Below are 21,768 nucleotides of genomic sequence, written 5' to 3'. Positions count from 1 at the left end.
ATTCCATGAGACGAGAATAAGAAGCAAGACCGTAAACATCCTTGAGCAATTAGGCGCGGCCTCTTTAAAAAATATTCGATATCTGTAGAAACTCAAACCGGGGCTCCTTTGAGGTCAGGTGGTTGATACCGGCTTCTCCTCGGGCCTTTTCTCAAAATAATTATTTATGCGTCGTTTTTTGTACGATAACGACGAAAAGAACGATTTCACAGAAAAGAATCTGTTTTCTTTATTTCTAATGGTTAATACAGGGTGTTCTCGTTAAGCATAAATATTCTATGTTTGCCTTCTCACCTGGCAGCCTGCTGTCTTAGCGTTTTGCTTATCACTCTCTGTGGTTTCCGCAATGGCATTTGGGGGAGTAGAGCGATCTATGAGGCCCAGCCACTGACCGATCTTGCTCAACATTCTGGCGAGAGTCCGGAGTAGTTTGGGGAGCAGCCAGATTGCCATGAGTAAAAAAAGTACCAAGGCGCCGATAAAGATCAATGGGTGGTTTAGCGCCGCCCATAATCCACCAAATACCGCAATATCTTCGGCGAGCGATGCCCCCCAGTTACTAAACGGTTCTGGAGAGGTGTTGATCAGAGCGCGGCTGCCGGCCTTGGTTGCATGGGTCACCGCCGTGACACTGCCGCCGAGAATGCCTGCGGCTATCTCCATTGAAGGCGCTATGTCGCCGACGGCGCCAGCCGCCAACAAAGCGCCGGCAGGAATACGGATAAAGGTGTGTAGTGCGTCCCACCCGGAGTCTGCGGCAGGTGTTTTGTCGACAAAAAATTCGATGACAAACATGATCGCAGCGGCGGCGATAATGGAAGGCTCAGTGACAACTTGCCAGCCTTCTGGCAGGGTGATCGCACCTGTTGCGCCTCCAAGGCCAATTACCAGCAGCACCGCGTAGAGGTTGATGCCACTCGCCCAGGAGGCTCCCAGGGTCAGCGCTAAGGTGCTGATCAGTTCCGAGTAGTTTTCCATCTAGTGGTGGCGTCCTGCGTCTCTCTCTCCGTGTCGGTCTCGGCTTCTGTGCCCGTCGTCGTGGTGACGGCCGTCGTGGCGTTTGTCATCGTGCCTATCCCGTGAAAAATCCCGGCGATCATGGCGGTTGTCCCAGTGGTGATCCCGGCGATGATCATCGTGACGGAAACGGTCGTGTGGGTGGTGGTCTCGATTCATGTGAGGCATGACTCGCAGACCATGAAAATAATGCCATTGGCCGTAGTGGTTGCCGCGGAACTGATGTTGAATTCGTAGCGGTGATTTCTTTTCAACGCCGTAGTGGCGGTATTTGCCGTGGTGATGGTGATGGCGGTTGACGTCTTTGGTGCTATAAATCACCGTCACGTCGGCGGCGCTAGCCTGGTTGGCAGCAAGGAGTGTCCCAGTGATTAGTGCAGTAGTGAGCAGCAGTCTTTTCATTGTGTGAACCTCTTTGGCGTATGTTCACCTCTATCATCTGCCAGTTTCACTGAACCACGAATGAACGACTATGAACGATTGTCGTGATTATTTCTCACCCATCAATAAGCCTACGAAATTGCAGGGGCGTTGGCGGCTGTCCAGTTGAGGTTCGATGATCATTTCCCAACCGGTGCGACAGGCGTTGTTAGATCCTGGCAGGCAAAAGATCACGGTGCGATTGGCGATACCACCCACACACCGTGATTGAATGGTTGAGCTGCCGATCTGGTCAAATGAGACTTGACGGAACAGTTCGCCAAAACCGTCGATGGTTTTATCGAACAGTGGCTCGACGGCTTCTGGGGTGCTGTCTCTGCCGTGGAATCCAGTGCCACCGGTAATTAGAATGCCATGAATCTCTCCATTGGCAATCCACTCGGACACGACTGCGCGGATCTGATAGATGTCGTCCTTCACGATGCGGTGATCCACATTTCTGTGTCCTGCGGCAAGCAAGGCGTCACGCAACAGTTGTCCAGAGGTGTCATTGGCTTCGGTACGGGTATCTGAGACGGTCAGTACGGTCAGGTTAAGAGGGATCAGGGATTCGCTCATGGGGCGCAAGGGCTCTGTGTTGATTCGGATGTAATTGAGGCTGGGGGTCAGCCGCCAGTGGCATTCATAAAGCGCAGAATTTGAGGGGTGTCTGCCTCGTAAAAATGATGTTTTTCGGGTTTGCGATTCATGGCGTCAACAATGGACTGCTTGAGTTTTTCTCGGTCTCCCGGGTAGCGGCGAATTACGGCTTTTAGGTCGACGGAGTGCTCATTGCCGAGGCAGAGGAGTAAGCGGCCTTCGGCAGTGACGCGCACGCGGTTGCAGTCACCACAAAAATTGTCACTGTGGGGAGAAATAAAGCCGATGCGCGTTGAACCTCCAGGTATTTGCCAGTAGCGGGAGGGGCCAGATGTCGAATAGTCACTCATTTCCAGGGGGTAGACACTGGCGATCAGCGCTCTGAGTTCGGCGCTGGGACAAAATTCATCCTCGCGGGTGTGGCCATCAATTTGGCCGAGAGGCATTTCCTCGATAAAGCTGATATCCAGGCCTTCTTGATTCGCAAACGATACCAGAGGTAGAACCTGGTCAAGATTACGGCTGCGTAGAATCACGGCATTTAATTTAATGGTCTCTATGCCGGCGGCACGCGCTGATTGAATTCCTCGCAGAACATCTGCGAGATCACCGGTGCGGGTAATTTCTTTGAATTGTGCAGGATCAAGGGTATCGAGACTGACATTGATGCGTTTTACACCGATGCCCGCCAGTCTTGGCGCCAATTCCTGCAGACGTGATCCATTGGTCGTCAGCGTAATTTCGTTGAGCTGGTCAATTTCGCCAATTTGCTGAAGTAGGGTCTCAATACCTCGGCGCACCAGGGGCTCTCCACCCGTTAGGCGTAATGTGGTCACACCAAGTTCCGCAAACGCTCGACATATCTCTGCGCTTTCTTCAATGGTCAATACCTGGGCGCGGGGCAGGAAGGTCATATCCTCCGCCATACAGTAGACGCAGCGGTAGTTACAGCGATCCGTTACGCTTAATCGCAGGTAGGATATATGTCGGCCAAAAGAATCTGATAGTGTCATGGCGCCATTCTGATCCAAGTTCACTCCAGATGCCACTGGTTCATTGATGACCAAAATTCATAGAGGCGTTTTTTGTAGTTCCTCATCCAGTATTTGCTGCAGTTCCCCCAGGCAGCTGCCGCAGCCGGTGCCCGCAGTGGTTTTCTCGCTAATTTCTGACACGGTTTCGAGGTTGTCATCGCGAATTGCTCCGCAGATGGTTTTGATTCCTACCTGCTTGCATGCGCAGACGGTGCGACCTTGGGCCAAGGCACCCTGGGCGCTTCCCAGTAACAGCGAGGTTTGGATTTCCGCATCGAGAGGGCGGTCCAGTAGGTATTGCATCCAGTCGAGGTCTTGATTTTTCAGGCTGGGCGCAATGATGTAGCAGGAGATCAACGCATTTTCCCGGATCGCCGCTTGTCGGTACTGGCCACTGGCTTTGTTGTCGAAGTGCAGCTGTCTTCCGGGCAGATCGTCACAGCATGCCTGCAGTTGGGCGTGAAGTGTTTCTGGATCTGACTGGCTGGCGATACGATATAGATAGCCGCCAGCGACTTTCTGGCGCACCCAGTAGTCAAACGGGCTGGCGTCAACGACACAGGGGGTTAACAGCATCGCCTCTGCAGCAAATTCCCAGGCTTGGATGGCAACGGGGGTAAATTTAAACTCGGGTTGCCCGGATACGCTGTCTGTATCGGGGCTTACCAGGCTGCAGACACGTCCCGCGCTGGACATGACCCCTGTCCAGTGAATGGGCATGAAAAGTTGTCCCGGCACAATTTTCGAGGAGACATCAACGCGAATTTGCGCCTGTCCCCATGCGTTGTGCAAGGTGGCGATGGCTCCGGTTTCGAGATCGTATTTGGCCGCATCTTCGGGACTGATCGAGACATAGGGCTCTGGCAGGTGGGCGCCCAGTCGAGCTGACAGCCCTGTGCGCGTCATGGTGTGCCACTGATCGCGGATGCGGCCACTGTTCAGGCTTAAGGGAAACGCCTGACTGATTGCGGATGCGGGTTGTCGATGCTTGACGGCCAAAAACTGTGCTCTGCCATTGGGGGTAAAGAAGCGCCCATCTGCGAACAGGCGCTTGTGCGAAATTTGGTTGTCTTTCTGCCGCAGTGGCCACTGTTGTGGCGTTAAATTGTGGTATTCACCTGCACTCAAGCCGACCAGCCCACTCAAGTCTAAATCCCGTTGCGGGCGTTTGTGGCTATCCAAGAGGTCAATACGCGTAGAGCGAGCATACTCATCGAAGATTTCCCCCTCATGGAAGTAATCAAACGCCTGACCAAACCCCATTCGCTTGGCAACTTCGCACATAATCCACCAGTCGGGCTTACCTTCCCCAGGGGTTGGCAGAAGCCGGCGCTGGCGAGAAATACGCCGTTCGGAGTTGGTGACGGTTCCAGATTTTTCGCTCCAGCCTTGCGCCGGAAGCAGTACGTTGGCACAGCGAGTGGTGTCGGTGTCGGCGATGCAATCCGATACGACGACCAGCGGACATTTTTGTAGCGCGCGGCGAATTTTGTCAGCATCTGGCAGGCTCACCACGGGATTGGTTGCCATGATCCATACGGCTTTAATTTTGCCGTTGTCGATCGCATCGAAAAGGTCGATAGCTTTTAAGCCGGGCTGCGTTGCCAGGTTCTCTGTATGCCAAAATTTGCTGATCAAGCTATGGTGTTTGGCGTTGCCAAATTCCATATGAGATATCAAGGTGTTGGACAAGCCGCCGACTTCCCGTCCGCCCATGGCATTGGGTTGCCCTGTGATCGAAAAGGGGCCTAGACCCGGCTCGCCAATACGGCCGGTCGCCAGGTGGCAATTGATAATGCTGTTGACTTTATCTGCGCCACTGGTGGACTGGTTCACTCCCTGCGAATAGATCGTCATGGTTTTTCGAGTTTCGCCAAACCAGCGGAAAAACTGAGTGACTTTTTCAGCGGGGAGTCGCAGCTGTGCCGCTAACTGCTCGATATCGCTGCCATCTTCCATGGCGCTCATCAATGCTGCGTTAAATCCATCGGTGTGGTCAGCGATAAACGCTTCGTCGAGCAACTGCCTCGATGCCAGATAACTTAATAGGCCGTTAAATAGAGCGACATCGCTACCAGGCCTTAGCGGGAGGTGGAGATCGGCGATTTCACAGGTGTCTGTCGCGCGTGGATCAATGACCACGATTTTCAAATCGGGGCGCTGTTGCTTAACGGCTTTAACGCGTTGGAAAAGAACGGGGTGGCACCATGCCATATTTGACCCGGTGATCACGAGCATGTCCGCTAGTTCAAGGTCTGTATAGCAACCGGGAACCGTATCTGTGCCGAACGCTCTTTTGTGTCCCGCAACACTTGAAGACATGCACAGACGTGAATTGGTGTCGATATTGCCCGATCCGATAAAGCCCTTCATCAGTTTGTTGGCGATATAGTAGTCCTCGGTCAATAGCTGACCGGAGACATAAAAGGCCACAGAGTCTGGGCCGTGTTCTGCAATAGTTTGTTGAAAGCTGCTCGCGACATGATCCAGAGCTGTGGGCCAGTTTGTTCTCATTCCATCTATAGAGGGATGCAGCAGTCGACCGTCTGGAATGACCGTTTCTCCAAGCGCCATACCCTTAGAGCACAGTCGCCCAAAATTGGCTGGATGGTTCTTGTCACCGCGAATATCCAGCAGGCCATTGGCTGTGCGCTTTGCTTCTATACCGCAGCCTACGCCGCAATAGGGGCAGGTGCTTTTAATCCAAGGGGATGTCGCAGTATCAGTCACGGTTCGCTCCAGTAAAGCAGAGTGTAAGGCGTTGTTACGAATTCTTTAGGTCCTGGTGAGCAAGATGCAAGCCATTCAACTCATAAACGAAGGGCGATGGCGTCAAATTAATCATTGCCGGCATTGATGTGCTCAGAATAAGGGCTCTGGGGACAGTATAGTCCTGGAAACATCATAAATGAACCAAAAAAGTGCATTTTAATTAGGTGTTGCGGCTATTAATAATATTGATTAGGCAATTAAATAGGATTTTAGTGGATTTAATAGGTGCATATTGGTGCGATAGTGCATTTAAAGGGTGCATTAAATTTCTGTGATGCTTAGGCAAGTATTCAGTTATCCGAACGTATTTTTCTCCAATGGAATTTAAGGTGTTGATAATTATATAAAAAGTAAAAGTTCATCATTTTGGGGCGGTGATGGCATTGAGTTTGCTGTTTAAAAATAAACCTTTTTCCTAACTTCCTGAATGGGGCGTTCGCAAATGCCAGCAGATCAGAATCACGATGCCATCCTTGGTCAGGTTGCTCTTGTTGGAGCTGGGCCTGGCGATCCAGAGTTGTTAACCCTCAAAGCGATGAATCGTATTCGCGAGGCCGACGTCATTCTGTTTGATGCGCTGGTCAGCCCGGCCATAAGAGAGCTTTTTCCTGAACATGTGCCGGCGCTTTATGTGGGCAAACGCAAAGGCGAGCACTCCATTGCTCAGGAATTACTCAATGAATTTATCGCGGCTAAAGCACGGCAGGGATTGAATGTCTGCCGCATTAAAGGCGGCGATGCCTTCGTATTTGGTCGTGGCGGTGAAGAGATGTTGCATCTTCGGTCTCTGGGTATTCGCGTAGAGGTCGTGCCCGGCATTACAGCTGCATCTGGATGTACGACCTATGCGGGTATGCCATTAACCCACAGAGGGCTGGCGCAGGGTTGTACGTTTATCACGGCACATGCTGAAAAGACCTTGGACGTTGACTGGTCTGCCCTTGCCCGATTGGAGCACACCTTGGTGTTTTACATGGGCGTCAGCAAGGCAGGATGGATTGCCGACAAGCTGATGGAAGGAGGACTTTCTGGTTCCACGCCAGCCGCATTTATTGAGCAGGGTTGCACGCCAGAGCAGCGAGTGGTCATCGGCGAGCTTGATGAGCTGCAAGAGCTTTCTGTTCGCGCCAATGTTCAAGCGCCCGCTCTGATTGTTGTTGGTCAGGTGGTTTCGTTAACCGATCGCTTGAGCTGGTTTGTATCCGTGGACGGATTTATCGCCAGCGCCGAAGAAAATCATCAGAAAAAAACGCTACACCCCATTCAAAAATTATCAGCCTGATTTGAGGAGTCGACATGAGTAAGCAGCGCGTTGTCGTTGTCGGTAACGGCATGGTAGGGCACAAGTTTATTGATAACTTGTTGCAGAACGAAAAAGCCGAGCACTTTGATATCGTAACTTTCTCCGAAGAGCCTCGTCTGGCTTATGACAGGGTACAGTTGAGCAGTTACTTCAGCGGAGCTACGGCCGATGACCTGGCTTTGACGAGTGAAGCTTATTATCAAGAGCACGGTGTAAATTACGTGCTTAACGATAAAGTTGTGGATCTGGATTTTGACAACCGTGACGTGATCACCGCCAGTGGTCGCAGAGAAGGTTATGACAAGCTAATCCTGGCTACGGGCTCCTATCCGTTTGTTCCGCCTATTCCCGGTAATGACCAGGAGCACTGTCTGGTCTATCGCACCATTGAAGACCTTGAAGCCATTAGTACGTCGGCGGCGGACAGTCGCGTTGGTGTCGTTGTTGGTGGCGGCTTGTTGGGATTGGAGGCCGCGAATGCGCTCAAGCAGGCGGGTCTCGAAACTCATGTCGTGGAATTTGCGCCACGCTTGATGGCTGTGCAGCTCGACGATGGCGGCGGCAAGCTGCTGCGTCGCAAAATTGAAGACCTTGGGGTTCGAGTTCATACCGAGAAAGCGACGACGGAAATTGTTGCGGGCGAAGAGTGTCGCTATCGCATGAACTTTGCGGATGGTTCTCACCTGGAAACCGACATGATCCTGTTTTCTGCCGGCATTCGCCCTCAAGATGAGCTGGCACGCAAGTGTGGCCTTCCTATTGGTGAACGTGGCGGTATTATCATCGACAATAGCTGTCGAACGGCAGTCGATGATGTTTACGCCATTGGCGAATGTGCCCTTTGGGAGGGGCGTATTTTTGGGTTGGTCGCGCCCGGTTACACGATGGCAAAGGTCGCGGTTACCGATATCGTCGGTGGCGACGAGGAATTTCGTGGTGCCGATATGAGCACCAAGCTCAAGCTCCTGGGTGTTGATGTGGCGAGTATTGGTGATGCTCATGGCAACACACCTGGCTCTCAATCTTACACCTACAATGATGAAATCGAGCAGGTCTATAAGCGCTTGATCGTCTCTGAAGATGGCAAAAAAGTTGTGGGTGCAGTCCTTGTCGGTGATGTGTCTGCTTACGGTAATCTGTTGCAGATGATGTTGAACGACATGACCCTGCCAGAAAGTCCTGCAGCGCTAATTCTACCCGCGGTTGATGGCGAAGTGGCCGCGGGACTCGGCGTAGAGGCTCTGCCAGATACCGCTCAGATCTGTTCCTGTTACGACGTCACCAAAGGCCAAATTAAAGAGGCTGTGGCATCTGGCTGCATGGATATGGGCGCAGTCAAAGGTGCGACAGCTGCTTCCACAGGTTGTGGTGGCTGCGCAGCACTTGTTAAGCAAGTTCTTGATTCAGAGTTGGCTAATCTCGGCTATGAGGTGACCAATCATCTCTGCGAGCATTTTAAATACTCGCGCCAGGAGTTGGCTGACATTATCCGAGTGAAAAAAATCAAGACATTTGACGAGTTATTGGAATCCCACGGCGAAGGTTTAGGTTGCGACATTTGCAAGCCGACTGCCGGGTCAATTATGGCGTCCTACTGGAATGATTATATCCTCGATGAAAAATATGCCGGTTTGCAGGACACCAATGACTTCTTTCTTGGCAACATGCAGAAAGATGGTACTTACTCGGTGGTTCCTCGGGTTGCTGGTGGAGAGATCACCCCGGAAAAACTCATCGTTCTGGGCGAGGTAGCCAAGGAGTTTAATCTGTATACCAAAGTGACTGGTGGGCAGCGTATCGACTTGTTTGGTGCGCAGGTTCATCAGCTGCCTGCGATCTGGAAAAAACTCGTGGATGCGGGTTTTGAAACCGGTCACGCCTATGGCAAGTCTGTGCGCACGGTGAAATCCTGTGTTGGCAGCACTTGGTGTCGTTATGGCGTCGATGATTCCGTGGGCTTCGCCATCGATATTGAAGATCGATACAAGGGTTTACGTTCTCCTCACAAACTGAAATTTGCGGTCTCTGGTTGCACGCGTGAATGTGCGGAGGCGCAATGCAAGGATGTTGGAATTATCGCGACAGAAAATGGCTGGAACCTGTATGTCTGTGGAAACGGCGGTATGCGTCCGCGCCATGCGGACCTGCTGGCCACGGATTTGGATCGCGAGACATTAACTAAGTACGTTGATCGCTTCCTTATGTTTTATGTTCGCACCGCTGATCGCCTGCAGAGAACCTCGGTTTGGCTGGAAAATCTCGACGGTGGCTTAGAGTACCTTAAATCTGTCGTGATAGATGACAAGCTGGGCATTTGCGAGGAGCTGGAAGCTGAGATGGCGGCGAACATCGGCAATTATCAGTGTGAATGGAAGACCACTGTCGAAAGCCCGGAAAGGTTAAAGCGCTTTAAGACATTCATTAACTCTGATGCCGTTGACGATAATCTCGCTTACGTCATTGAGCGTGGTCAAAAGCGCCCCGCGACGAAAGAGGAGCGAATTCAGGCTGTTGAAGTTGTTGGTCCCTGATTAATCCGTAACGATTTTAAAAATGCCTGCTCCGGCGCGATGCCGGAGTACCGTGATAGCTTAGGAGTCTATGAGTGATGAGCAACTGGATTAGCGTGTGTAGTGAAAGTGACTTAGTGCCTAATGTGGGAATTTGTGCGCTGGTCGAAGGTGAACAGATCGCGATTTTTTACAGTGAACGTTTAAAGGAACTCTTTGCGATTTCCAATTACGATCCCTTCAGTGAAATGAACGTCCTCAGTCGTGGCCTGATTGGTTCAATCGGCGACGCCATTGTGGTGGCATCTCCTCTGTACAAACAACACTTTGACCTTCGCACCGGAGTTTGTGTCGAGGATCCGGAAACGGCTATCAAGGTTTATCCGGTTCGTCTCGAGGGTAGCAAGGTGGAGATTCAAATGGCGGCTTCGGTCGCCGCCTAATTAATCCGTAACACCCTGGTTTGGGTTCCCATTGCGCGAGCCCTGCCAAATTATTTCATATGAGCACAGGCTGGCCGCCTTGTTGATCGGCAGGCCGGTTGCTGTGTCACTCAATGTGTCATTGTTACTCCCAGAGGCTGGTCCCATGAGTACTGAAAGATTTAATTTATTGAGTTTTACCGGGAAAATGAAGATTCTGCACATGAGCTGGATCGCATTTTTTATCACTTTTGTGGTGTGGTTCAATATGGCTCCCATGTTGCAGGCCATAAAAGAATCGCTCGGTCTGACGACGGCGGAAATTAAAACACTGTTGATTCTAAACGTTGCCTTCACAATTCCTGCGCGGATTTTGATTGGCATGTTGACCGATAAATACGGTCCACGACTGGTGTATTCCTGGCTGCTGGTGATTTGCTCAATTCCCTGTTTCATGTTTGCTCTGGCAGACAGTTTTGTGCAGGCGGCGATCGCGCGCTTTTCTCTGGGATTGATTGGTGCCGGTTTTGTTATTGGTATTCGCTTGGTTTCGGAATGGTTTCCGCACAACGAGTTGGGTACTGCAGAAGGCATTTACGGTGGCTGGGGAAATTTCGGTTCGGCGGCCGCGGCGTTTACGCTGCCAACTGTTGCATTGCTGTTCGGTGGTGAGGACGGCTGGCGTTATGCAATTGGTGTGACAGGAGTGATCAGCCTGTTTTTTGGTTTTGTGTTTTATCGCAGTGTTACTGATACTCCGCAAGGATCCACCTATTTTCGCCCTAAGAACCTTGGTGCAATGGAAGTGACCTCGAAAGGTGATTTTTTCTTTCTTGTGGTCATGAAAATCCCAATGTACATCGCGTTGGCATTGCTTGCCTGGCGTTTGTCACCACCTAAGTTGGGAATGTTAAGCGATACCATTGTTTATTCCATCTATGCCTTTTTGGTGCTGGTTTTTCTTTATGATTTAAGCCATGTTTGGAAGGTTAACAAGCACGTCTTTCAGGCGCCGGTTCCAGAGATTCACCGCTATCGCTTTAAGCAGGTGGCAGTATTGAATATCCTGTATTTTGCAACCTTTGGCAGCGAGCTGGCAGTTGTTTCCATGCTGCCGCTGTTTTTCTCTGAAACCTTTGAGTTGACGCCGGTTGTTGCAGGAATGGTCGCCTCTGCCTACGCTTTCATGAATTTAATGTCTCGTCCTGGTGGCGGGTGGTTGTCGGATAAGTTTGGTCGTAAGCCAACGCTTTTGATATTGACGGCGGGACTCGCGGTTGGGTATTTCACCATGGGGCAGGTCGACAGCAGTTGGTCGGTATGGTTGGCGGTTGTGGCCGCGATGGCGTGTTCTTTCTTTGTGCAGTCCGGTGAGGGCGCGGTATTCGCGGTGGTTCCTTTGATCAAGCGCCGTATGACAGGACAGATTGCCGGTATGACCGGTGCCTATGGAAACGTTGGTGCGGTTATCTATCTGATTGTCCTCTCAATGGTGGATTACAGTACGTTCTTTTTTGTAATCGCGGGAACCGCGGTACTGGGGTTTGTTACTCTGCTGTTTATGGAGGAGCCGTCCGGTCAAATTGCGGAAGTCAACGAGGATGGCAGTGTTACCATGATTGATGTTGCTAAAGCGTAATGTCTTAAGGTTAAGTTGAGAGTTTGAGTTATTGAGGGCCATTTTTGGCCCTTTTTTGTTCGTACACAACCCTTTTTTCGACAAAGTATTTTAGGAGACGCTCTGCGGTGGCAGAAAAGAAAAACGCTCTGGTTGTGGATATTGGTGGGTATACCACGGCGGGCGCCAAAACTCAGAATGAGGACGCGTTTGCAGCGAAGGTTCCCCAGAGTGGGCAGGTATTGAGCTATAAAGGTGTTGTTGCCTGTCTGGCCGATGGTGTCAGTGCCTGTGATGGCGCCCAGCTGGCCAGTCAAACCAGCGTAATACAGTTTATAGAGGATTATTACAGCGCGCCCGATAGCTGGTCCGTCCGCGACGCAGGCGGCAGAGTGCTTACGTCTCTCAACAGTTGGCTGTTTAATCAGGGCATGGTCGCTCAGGAGTCCCAAAAAGGATTGGTGACGACCTTTACCAGTGTGATTATTAAGTCCACGACAGCACACGTCATCCATGCTGGAGATTCGCGGCTAACCTTGTTGCGCGATGGTCGCTTCGAGCAGATAACTCGAGATCACAGCATGGATGTTCCCGGTGGTCAGTCGGTGTTAACCAGAGCCTTGGGCATGGATAGCCATTTGGAGGTGGATTATCAACAGATTCCACTTCAAGTTGGTGATCTGCTGCTTTTGACCAGTGACGGAGTTCATCAATGGTTGTCTTTTGCTGAGGCAAGAGATGCGTTGTCGGCGGCGAGTGATAATCTTGAACGCGATTCCAAGCGCTTGGTAAATGCTGCGTTGGCGGCGGGCAGTGATGATAATCTCAGTTGTCTGATGGTTAAAGTCCTGTCTCTGCCCACGCCAGATTTGGCAGAGACTCATCGACAATTAACCCAGTTGGCCATTCCCCCGGTTATGGAGCCCGGTAATCGAATCGACCAGTTCTCGGTGAAAGAGGTGATCTTTAGCGGAACCCGCAGCCACCTGTACCGGGTTGTTGATGAAAGTGTCGGACAGGTATACGCGCTCAAAGCTCCTTCCGAGAATTTCGTTGATGATTTGCAGCATCTAGAGGGCTTTGTGCGAGAGGAGTGGGTTGGAAGACGTCTCGACAGTCACAAAATTATGAAAATTCTTCCTCGGCCTGAAGAGTCTCGCTTTCTCTACCATCTGTGTGAATGGATAGATGGACAGACTCTACGCCAGTGGATGGATGATCATCCCCAGGCACATTTAGACCAGATTAGGCAGATCGTTGACGAGATCGTTCAGGCGCTGCGAGTTTTTCAGCGTCGGGGAATGGTTCATCGGGATTTGAAACCTGAGAATATTATGGTTTTACCGGATGGTGGGATTAAGTTGATCGATTTCGGCACCGTACGAGTGGAAGGTTTGGACGAGGTCAGTTATCCCTGGATCGAAGAGGTGCCGGTTGGATCAGTGCACTATATCGCTCCGGAATATATGCAAGGGGAGAGCGGCACGAGCGTATCTGATTTGTTTTCTTTGGCCGTCATTGTTTATGAGATGTTAACCGGGGCGCTTCCTTACAACACTTCCGAAGCGGATCGTCGCAATCCTGGACGAGTTAGGGAGCGGCGGTATCGACCCGCAAGGGAGATCAATGATCGAGTTCCGTTGTGGTTGGATTTGGCACTGGAGAAAGCGTGTGCTTGGCAGCCTGCGCGGCGCTATCAAGCATTTGGAGAGTTTGTCGCCGACATTAAAACGCCCAACGCTCGTTTGTTAGCCAGTCATCAGAGTGCGCCTCTGTTACAACGAAATCCGTTGCTGTTCTGGCAGAGTTGTAGCGCGTTATTGTTGTTGATTGTGCTGATTGAAGCCTGGTTTCTTGCAACCCATTAGGCGAAGGCTATTGATCCTCCGATTTAAAAAGGTCGTTAAATGCCGCTTTTTCTTCCTGGCCGACGTGAGACGCGTCATCAAAATCACTGCGTATGCCCAGAGTTACCCGGTTGCGCCCCTCCTGTTTAGACTGGTAGAGCAGACGATCGGTTCGGTCAACGAAAGCCTCGACGCTGTCATTATCTGTTGCGCTGTAGGTCGCGACACCCAAACTGGCGGTCAGAGGGATGGAGTGGCCCAGGGTATACAGAGGCGTGGTTTCAATCTGGGCGCGTAGGCGTTCTGCTACTTGAGAGGCCGTCAGCAAATCGCTGGTCGGTAGTATGATGGCGAATTCTTCACCGCCGTAGCGACAGGGATAATCCAGCTTACGTACAGCCTGGCGAAGTAGGCGAGCGGTCAGTTGCAGCGCTTTGTTTCCGCTGTCATGACCGTAATTATCATTGACGGCTTTAAAATGATCCAGATCGAGCATAATCAAACTGGTTGCTTGACCGCTTCGTTTGGTTCTTTCCATCTCGGTGTCGAGCAGATCGACGAAGCGGCGATAGTTTGCCAGTCCTGTCAATTCGTCAGTTTGCGCCGCTTCCCGCAAGGCAATTAATTCACGCTGTTGGCTCTCAACCATCAGCTGCAATTGCCGTAGTTTTACGATCGTATTGCCGCAGCGGGGACAGCAGCTATCGCTGTGGGGCGGGGAATTGTCGTTGGTCTCTTGCACGCTGGTCGGCTTGGTTGCTAGGTTGTCAGGCGGCATGGTTTGTCATGTTACGGTGTGGGAGTGAATGATTTCCCTATCGACGTAAAAAGATATCAGTAGTTTAAGTTTATGTCATCGACAAAGCTCGTCAATGGGATGGGTTGAGAAGCTGGCGCGCAAAGTTGAGGTCTTCCTCAGTATTGATGTTGAAAAATGGGGGGAGAGGCGCATTAAGTGGCTCTTCAATGGAGACTAGGGTGTGGGGTTGTGTGCGGATAAAATCCATCACTTTGAAGGATGTTGCCGAGGATAAAAACGCCTCTAACGGTGCCAGCAGGCTGTAGTGCCAGAGCGCAAATGTCGGTTGAGGGTATCGATCTGTAACCGGGCAGATGATGCTGCTATTGGCGGCGGCGGACAGCAGCTTGCTTGTCAAATCGAGAGGAAATACGGGAACATCAACCGCACAACTTTGAATCCACTCATTCGGTGAGGGCTGGAGTTGGTTCCAGCTGAGTGCCGCATGTATCCCCGCAAGCGGTCCTGGGTGGTCGGCAAATTGGTCTGGAAGCTGCGGTATTTTTAAGCCGCTTAATGGGCTGTTCGCGCTGACAACCAGGTCTTGAACCTGAGGTTTTAAACGCGTTAACGCCCGATCGAGCAGGCGTTCACCGGCGATTTTCAAAAGGGCTTTATCGCGCCCCATACGTCGAGATTGCCCACCCATGAGTACCAGCCCAAGAATCCGATGGGGGTGTTTTCGCGTAAGGTCTTTTGTCACCTTCGAGTTCTCTGCGGCCTTAAACTGCGGTGAGTTTACGTTTATTTTGCTCCTAATACGAACTCAGTGCGCGTGACTCGACGTTGAAAGCCCTGTCAACGGCGGTTAATTTCGTTGAATTTATCGTTAAAATCTCGGACATTGTCATCACTGTGGAAATTTAGGATACCAACATGAAGCTCGAGGATTTGCGTAGAGAATATCTACAAGGCGGGTTGTCGCGGGACAATCTGGCTGCGGACCCGATCTCACAATTTGAGATTTGGCTGAAGCAGGCGGTGACGGCGGAGCTCAAGGATCCAACCGCAATGACGTTGGCCACAGTAGATCGGGATGGACAACCAACACAGAGAATTGTGTTGTTAAAACACCTGGATGAGCAGGGATTCGTCTTTTACACCAATTATGAAAGTGAAAAAGCCGGTCACATTCAGCAAAATCCGCGAGTGAGTGTCCATTTTCCCTGGCACCCTCTCGAACGGCAGGTCAAAGTCTGCGGTGTCGCGGAAAAGGTGCCTGTGCAGGAGTCGTTGAAGTATTTTGCCTCTCGCCCACGAGAAAGCCAACTTGCCGCCTGGGCGTCCGCTCAGAGTCGCCCGGTCAGCTCACGGCAACTGTTGATGCATCAGTTCCAATCAATGAAGGATAAGTTTCTACAGGGGGAAATACCCTTGCCGGACTTTTGGGGAGGATATCGAATTCGTCCTCATACGATTGAGTTCTGGCAGGGTGGCGCGCACCGCCTGCACGATCGCTTTGTCTATCGTCGCGAGAACGATGCCTGGCACATTGAGCGTTTGTCGCCCTAGTCGTTAAACCCAACTAACGAGAGATCTGGATATAACATGAAGTATGTAAAGATGGATGGCGTGGGTGATTCCGAGGTCATGTCGCTCGCTGAAATGGAATCTCCGACACCGGGGGCGGGTGAGGTTTTAATTGATGTTGCCTTTGCTGGCGTTAATCGCCCGGATGTCTTGCAGCGTCAGGGCAATTATCCTCCGCCCTCTGACGCATCCCCAATTCTTGGGCTCGAGGTCTCGGGCAGAGTTGTCAGTCTGGGGGAGGGCGTGACCGATATTGCTGTCGGTGATGATGTTTGTGCGCTCGTAAACGGTGGTGGCTATGCTGAGCAAGTGCTTGCGCCCGCCGGTCAATGCCTGCCCATTCCCCGTGGACTTTCACTGTCTCAAGCGGCGGCATTGCCCGAAACGTTTTTTACTGTCTACAGTAATGTGTTTATGCGTGGACAGCTCAAACCTGACGAGTACTTACTGATACATGGTGGTGCCAGTGGTATAGGTTCTACCGCGATCCAAATGGCGACAGCATTGGGAAGTCGTGTCATTGTGACAGTGGGTTCACAGGAGAAATGTGACGCTTGTGTGGCGTTGGGGGCGGTTGCAGCGATCAACTATCACGAGCAGGACTTTGTGGAGAACGTGAAAGCGCTGACCGATGGCCATGGAGCGGATGTTATTCTCGATATGGTTGGTGGTGATTATATCGGTCGAAATATTAAGGCGGCTGCGATGGACGGGCGTATCGTCAATATTGCCTATTTGCGTGGCAGCCGTGCGGACGTTAATTTCATGGCGGTTATGCTAAAACGTTTGACGTTAACGGGGTCTACTTTGCGACCAAGATCGACGGCGTTTAAAACGGATGTTGCAAATCAACTTCAGAAAACGATTTGGCCATTAATTGAGGCGGGTAAAATTTCTCCTAAAATCGACAGAATTCTGCCGATTTCTCAGATTCGTGAGGCACACGACTTGTTGGAGTCAAATACTGTGGTCGGTAAGTTGGTGCTGTCTGTTAACAATACTGTTTCGTCATGAAATGCAGAAAAACTGCCTACTGTGACTGGGCAGGGTGAATAGAAGGCACGATGTAACAAGCTCACCATCATACGTTCATGTAGGTTTGATGTCGCAACGATACTGCTTGGGGTTTACCTCATAGCACAGTCATTTATTTGAAAGAGTTAGCCATGTCAGTCAGAGCCTAAGGAGAGGGTATGCCGCCATTTAGCGAGTGGATGAATCTATTGGATGCAATGCCAGCATGGGCGGGCATTGTTGCAGCGTTAACCCTCTCTTTTGTTCTGCTGTTTCTCATTAAAAGAATCATTCTTTCAAATCTTAAGCGCCTCACCGACAAGACCAGTTACCATTTTGACAGTTTGGTGGTTCATGCATTAGCGCGTCCTTTGACCTTAGTCGTTATCGCCATCAACCTACTGTTTTTTGTTGCCTTGTTGACTCATTTCAATATCGTTAATGCTGATGTTAACAACTATGCAAACCTTGGGGCTCGCATCATATTGGTTGCGGCGGTCGTTTTGTTTATCGATCGCTTGGCATTTGGCGGTATTGAGCGCTATTCCGGTCAGTCGGAAATGTTGCGTAATAGCAAGAATCTGGTGCAGGGACTAAGCCGGATTTTGATTGTTGGGCTGGGGGCTTTGGTTTTACTTGGGACTCTGGGGATATCGGTTACTCCCGTTATCGCGTCGCTGGGAATTACTTCTCTGGCCGTTGCTCTAGCATTGCAACCCACATTGGAAAATTTCTTTTCCGGTGTTCAATTAATTGCTGATAAGCCCATACGTGTCGGCGATTTTATTGAGTTGGAATCTGGCGAACAGGGCTTTGTCGAAAAAATCGGCTGGCGTTCTACCTGGATCAAGATGTTGCCCAACAATTTTGTGATTATGCCAAACAGTGTGCTGTCGCAATCGAAGATTATTAATTATTACTATCCTGTGAAAGAGCTGTCAGTCCCCGTTGAGGTTGGCGTGCATTACGATTCGGATCTGGAGCATGTAGAAAAAGTGACTTTGGAGGTTGCCCGTCATATTTTAAAGACCCATGAGTGGGGGGTATCGAATTATGAAACCTTTGTACTTTTCCATACCTTTGATAGCTCCAGTATCAATTTTACGGTAATGCTACGAGCCAAGGAGTATTTCAATCGTTTTTTTATTAAGTCTGCCTTTTTGAAAGCCTTGCATGCACGCTACGCAGAGGAGGGCATCGTTATTCCCTATCCCATTCGTGCCATTAATACCTCTCAAGAGAAGCCCGGTTTTGCTGTTGATCAGCGACAGTCTATGCAACCGCGAGCGGACGCGCCTGTTTCCGCAGAACCATTGTCGTAAAGTCGACAATTTCTGGCTTTTCTGTCTCTTTATCGGGATACGTTTGATTTACCGTATTGTGAATCAAAGACTTAGTACGACCGCAATGAGGGATGGTTTTTTGCAGTATCTCAGTCTGGAAAAAAATTAGCTGAGGTGCTTGTGGACCCCTGGAAACCTTATTCGATGATCGAGTCCGCCATTGAGAGCAAGACGGATCAGCTCTCTTCGGTGTGTTTGGGGCAAACCTGGACAGCCTGCCAAAGCGATCGAGGGATTGGTTTTGCGCAAACACCGGGGTTGGCCGCGCGAACGCTTCCCTGGCCAGGAACCTTGACGGAACGTCCGCTGCCAGAAATTGCATCTTGGGTTCGATCATGGGATTTGCATGGTGCGGCAGTTGGGCTGGCAGCCTGCAACGCGCTGATTAATCAAGACGACAATTCTCTGCTGAAGGAAGCGCAGCCATTGGCGGTACCCGGAGACGGTAACCTGGCTGTGTTCCGCCATTTTCGACCTCGGTTGGAGGGAAAGCAGGTCGTGGTGATTGGACGTTATCCGAAATTGGATTCTGTGTTGGAGGGGCTTGATGTTACCGTCCTGGAGCGAGCGCCTGGGCCGGGGGATTTGCCAGATTCTGCCGCGGAATATGTGCTTCCGAAAGCGGATTGGGTGTTTATCACGGCCACTTCGTTGATCAATAAAACCTTCCCCCGCTTAGCTGAACTTTCTCGCCAATCCGTCTCAGTGTTGATGGGGCCGTCGATGCCCTGGCTCTCCGGCTGGGCAATGTTTGATATTGATTTTCTTGCTGGCGTGCAGGTATTCGACCCCGATATGGCGTTTCGTGTTGCTGCTGAGGGCGGCGGCGTGCGTCTTTTTGACGGGGCGGTCAGGTACGCCTTGGCAAATGTCAGTGTGTCTCGGTTGGAGAGGCTCAAAGGAGAGATTGCGCAAGTCGTTGAAGCGCGTGATCGGCTGAAATCTGAGATGCATCACTGGTACGAACAGCGCACAGGGCAGAGATTTCCAGGCCGGGAGGCGCTGGAGTGTGCGGATCTTCGCTTGAGCGGGCTGGACACTGCCTACAAGCGATTGTGGGACGCCCAGAATTAAGCTGGTGGTGGCGTCTTGCCAGCTTCTCGTTCTTGAAAAGCACGTGGGCTTTCCCCAAAACGTTGCTGGAAACGGCGACTGAAGTGGCTTGGGTTTTGGTAGCCGACAGCATACGCGGTGCTGGTCACTGATTGTCCTCGACGCAACTGAACGCACGCTGTGTCCAAGCGCAGTTGATGTTGAAATTCAGCAGGGGAACAGCCGAGGTGCTTTTTAAACTCGGTGAAAAACCGGCTTCGGCTCATGCAGGCAATGCGACTTAGGCGATCGATATCTAGTGGTTTGTCCAGAGTTTTTTGAATGTCCTGGAGGCAATTGGCTATCCCATTCGAGTCTGCGAGTGTCAGGTTTGTCTGGAGCAAAAAGTCGCGAGTCTGCTGTCGCAGCATGCGCACCAGCAGTTCACTGATGCCATAGTCAATCAAAATATCCCTATCGATGGGGTCTTCGCTAAAGGTCTCAATCAATCGACTCAGGAGCGCTTGTGTTGCTGGGTTGTGAGGGGTGTGAAGCATCTGCTCGGCTCGATATTGCCAGTCCCCGTAATCTTTTTGGAGAGGTGCTTTGTGATTTAGATGGTCGCAGACTTGCTGCAAGCGTTCGCGCGTTATTTCAATGGTCAGGCAGGTGGTAGGTGTGTCTGTAGTCGCCTCGGGAAAGTCTATGCTGATACGAGATCCGGGAGACATGACGAAACATTCGTTGGGTAAGAAGTCGACTTCAAAACCATTGTTGTTCCGTAGAACTTTTTTGCCGCTGGTCATTCCGCAAAACAGCAGCTGATCTGCGCTGAGCTGAACGTCAGCCGCAGGGAGAAAGGTGTCATAGATGCTTAATTCAGATTGCGGGCCGGCGAAAGAAACTCGGTTTTCAACCAATAAACGCGGTGTGGCACGGGCAGCGGCTAAGCGACGGGGCATGTTTGCCTACCTCATTTTTACTTTTGTTGTTGTTATTAATATCAAAGCGTGGTGGTTTCTGGACTCATAGTCAAGTTTTCTGTACTGACAGAAAAGTGATTTTCTCTGTAATTGCTATTGTATGTGTCCAGGGGTCCATTTCGTACCTGGACAGGCGACCGGACCCCTTTTTTTATTGCTAAAGGCTGTATGCGTGGATGGGCTACTCATTAACGTTTACCGTCCCTCTACGGAAGGCTCCCAAAGGTAGAGGATCGCTTAGGGTTGTGGTGACCGCTGCGCGGTGACTGGGCTCGTACCAGACGAATCTGTTGGATAGAAATATTAGGCGCCTGCGAGGCGCCATTTTTTTGCATCCGAGCCAATTAGGTGGTAGTTGGTTTGACGCCGAGAATGACAATGACGGTTTCACGGTGGCCATTGCGCAAGAATTCAATTTTAACCTTGTCTCCTGGGCGACCGCCCGCAATCTGGAGTCGGCTGAGTCGGCCATCACTGATTACGGAATCGTTTATTTTGAGGATGATGTCGCCAGGCCTAAGGCCGGCCAGGTGCGCTGGGCCATTGTTATAGATGGCTTTGACCAATACGCCGTCGACGTCATGCAAATTAAACGTTGTGGCTGTTTCTGTGCTCAATTCCTGGGCTTCAATGCCCAGCCAACCGCGCACGACTTGGCCGTAGTCCACCAGGTCCTGCATTACTTTCAGTGCTGAGTCAGCGGGAATCGCAAAGCCAATGCCAACGGCGGCGCCTTGTTGATCGAGAATTGCGGTGTTGATCCCAAGGAGGTTGCCCTGGGTATCAATCAAAGCGCCTCCCGAATTGCCTGGATTGATTGCTGCGTCTGTCTGCAGGTAGTTTTCGTAGGTATTTATTCCGACGCCATAGCGGCCGGTTGCGCTTAAAATGCCTTGAGTCACTGTCTGCCCCACGCCATAGGGGTTTCCTATCGCCAGCACAACATCGCCGATTCTTGCTTTTGTCGGGGAGCCAATTTCAATGGTGGTTAAATTTGGCAGTTCGATTTTAAGTACCGCGAGATCACTGTCTGGATCCGACCCAATTAACTGCGCTTGGGCCTCGCGGCCGTCCTGCAGTAGAACCAATATCTGCTCTGCGCCGGATATGAGGTGATTGTTGGTCAGAATGTAACCATCACTGCTCATAATAACACCGGAGCCCAACGCGGCGAGCATGCGCTGTTGACGGTTGGGGCCGAAATTATTGTAGTAGTGCTGAAATAGAGGGTCTTTAAATCTCGGGTGAGCCCGCTGTTCGGCCGAAGAAGATGTTTGGGTATAAATATTCACGACAGCGGGTGCTGCGTTTGCAACTGCGTCGGAATAGCTGACCGGCACCCATTCTTCCGTTCCTGGGCTCCAGTCACCGAAATGAAAGCGCGGGGTTGGATCTTCATCGGCGGTATCGGTTCTCGGTTGCGAGGGCTCCCGACCGAGCCAAAGCAAAATGACCATGCCAAATAAAATGCCGGTTATGACTGGCCAGCCGGCAAAACGAAACAATGATTGAAAACGCACGTCT

18 protein-coding genes are annotated in these 21,768 nt (G+C 51.1%); 9 read left to right on the top strand and 9 right to left on the bottom strand.

Features of this window, described 5'->3' with window-relative positions; all coding sequences use genetic code 11:
- Positions 1–276: 276 nt before the first annotated feature.
- From ACXAFR_RS12880 to ACXAFR_RS12860, 5 genes are all read right to left on the bottom strand, one after another.
- The gene (locus tag ACXAFR_RS12880) at positions 277–978 is read right to left on the bottom strand and encodes a DUF4126 domain-containing protein (protein WP_475177465.1); all 702 of its coding nucleotides are present in this window, start codon (positions 976–978) and stop codon (positions 277–279) included.
- On the bottom strand, positions 979–1,419 hold the full coding sequence (locus ACXAFR_RS12875) for a hypothetical protein (RefSeq protein WP_475177463.1): 441 nt from the start codon (positions 1,417–1,419) through the stop codon (positions 979–981).
- 87 nt (positions 1,420–1,506) lie between these two features.
- Entirely contained in the window at positions 1,507–2,016 is a 510-nt protein-coding gene (gene moaB / locus ACXAFR_RS12870) for a molybdenum cofactor biosynthesis protein B (RefSeq protein WP_475177460.1), read from the bottom strand.
- Between the two features lie 47 nt (positions 2,017–2,063).
- The gene (gene moaA / locus ACXAFR_RS12865) at positions 2,064–3,050 is read right to left on the bottom strand and encodes a GTP 3',8-cyclase MoaA (protein ID WP_475177459.1); all 987 of its coding nucleotides are present in this window, start codon (positions 3,048–3,050) and stop codon (positions 2,064–2,066) included.
- 57 nt (positions 3,051–3,107) lie between these two features.
- A complete protein-coding gene (locus tag ACXAFR_RS12860; RefSeq protein ID WP_475177456.1) occupies positions 3,108–5,801 on the bottom strand; it encodes a molybdopterin-dependent oxidoreductase in 2,694 nt (897 codons plus the stop codon).
- Between the two features lie 484 nt (positions 5,802–6,285).
- On the opposite strand from ACXAFR_RS12860, the gene cobA reads away from it, so the two are divergent.
- From cobA to ACXAFR_RS12835, 5 genes are all read left to right on the top strand, one after another.
- The gene (gene cobA / locus ACXAFR_RS12855; protein ID WP_475177455.1) at positions 6,286–7,125 is read left to right on the top strand and encodes a uroporphyrinogen-III C-methyltransferase; all 840 of its coding nucleotides are present in this window, start codon (positions 6,286–6,288) and stop codon (positions 7,123–7,125) included.
- A gap of 14 nt (positions 7,126–7,139) precedes the next feature.
- Entirely contained in the window at positions 7,140–9,677 is a 2,538-nt protein-coding gene (gene nirB, locus ACXAFR_RS12850) for a nitrite reductase large subunit NirB (protein WP_475177452.1), read from the top strand.
- Between the two features lie 77 nt (positions 9,678–9,754).
- On the top strand, positions 9,755–10,099 hold the full coding sequence (nirD, locus tag ACXAFR_RS12845) for a nitrite reductase small subunit NirD (RefSeq protein WP_475177450.1): 345 nt from the start codon (positions 9,755–9,757) through the stop codon (positions 10,097–10,099).
- Positions 10,100–10,244: 145 nt separating this feature from the next.
- A complete protein-coding gene (locus tag ACXAFR_RS12840) occupies positions 10,245–11,717 on the top strand; it encodes a NarK family nitrate/nitrite MFS transporter (RefSeq protein WP_475177449.1) in 1,473 nt (490 codons plus the stop codon).
- A 107-nt stretch (positions 11,718–11,824) separates the two neighbouring features.
- Positions 11,825–13,564 carry a bifunctional protein-serine/threonine kinase/phosphatase gene (locus ACXAFR_RS12835; RefSeq protein ID WP_475177447.1) on the top strand — a complete coding sequence of 580 codons (1,740 nt, stop codon included), beginning with the start codon at positions 11,825–11,827 and terminating at the stop codon, positions 13,562–13,564.
- A gap of 7 nt (positions 13,565–13,571) precedes the next feature.
- Here ACXAFR_RS12835 and ACXAFR_RS12830 read toward each other — a convergent pair whose 3' ends face one another.
- Complete coding sequence (locus ACXAFR_RS12830) at positions 13,572–14,321, bottom strand: GGDEF domain-containing protein (RefSeq protein ID WP_475177445.1); 750 nt, start codon at positions 14,319–14,321, stop codon at positions 13,572–13,574.
- Positions 14,322–14,412: 91 nt separating this feature from the next.
- The gene (mobA, locus tag ACXAFR_RS12825) at positions 14,413–15,045 is read right to left on the bottom strand and encodes a molybdenum cofactor guanylyltransferase (RefSeq protein WP_475177442.1); all 633 of its coding nucleotides are present in this window, start codon (positions 15,043–15,045) and stop codon (positions 14,413–14,415) included.
- A gap of 173 nt (positions 15,046–15,218) precedes the next feature.
- On the opposite strand from mobA, the gene pdxH reads away from it, so the two are divergent.
- The 4 genes from pdxH to ACXAFR_RS12805 all read left to right on the top strand — a co-directional run bounded on the left by pdxH (position 15,219) and on the right by ACXAFR_RS12805 (position 19,303).
- Positions 15,219–15,854, top strand: coding sequence for a pyridoxamine 5'-phosphate oxidase (gene pdxH, locus ACXAFR_RS12820; protein WP_475177439.1), 636 nt, complete (start codon positions 15,219–15,221; stop codon positions 15,852–15,854).
- 36 nt (positions 15,855–15,890) lie between these two features.
- A complete protein-coding gene (locus tag ACXAFR_RS12815) occupies positions 15,891–16,886 on the top strand; it encodes an NAD(P)H-quinone oxidoreductase (RefSeq protein ID WP_475177438.1) in 996 nt (331 codons plus the stop codon).
- Positions 16,887–17,065: 179 nt separating this feature from the next.
- Positions 17,066–18,208 (top strand): mechanosensitive ion channel family protein, encoded by a 1,143-nt coding sequence (locus ACXAFR_RS12810; RefSeq protein ID WP_475177435.1) that lies wholly within the window; start codon positions 17,066–17,068, stop codon positions 18,206–18,208.
- Positions 18,209–18,373: 165 nt separating this feature from the next.
- Positions 18,374–19,303, top strand: coding sequence for a Rossmann-like domain-containing protein (locus ACXAFR_RS12805; RefSeq protein ID WP_475177434.1), 930 nt, complete (start codon positions 18,374–18,376; stop codon positions 19,301–19,303).
- Here ACXAFR_RS12805 and ACXAFR_RS12800 read toward each other — a convergent pair.
- Positions 19,300–20,223 carry a helix-turn-helix domain-containing protein gene (locus ACXAFR_RS12800; protein ID WP_475177431.1) on the bottom strand — a complete coding sequence of 308 codons (924 nt, stop codon included), beginning with the start codon at positions 20,221–20,223 and terminating at the stop codon, positions 19,300–19,302. The genes ACXAFR_RS12805 and ACXAFR_RS12800 overlap by 4 nt on opposite strands.
- A 365-nt stretch (positions 20,224–20,588) precedes the next feature.
- Positions 20,589–21,764 (bottom strand): S1C family serine protease, encoded by a 1,176-nt coding sequence (locus tag ACXAFR_RS12795; RefSeq protein ID WP_475177430.1) that lies wholly within the window; start codon positions 21,762–21,764, stop codon positions 20,589–20,591.
- Positions 21,765–21,768: the final 4 nt, after the last annotated feature.

The organism is Pseudomaricurvus sp. ABR4_320 (assembly GCF_056159445.1).
Note: the sequence above shows the minus strand (reverse complement) of the source record. Positions and strands in the feature narration are given on the sequence as shown.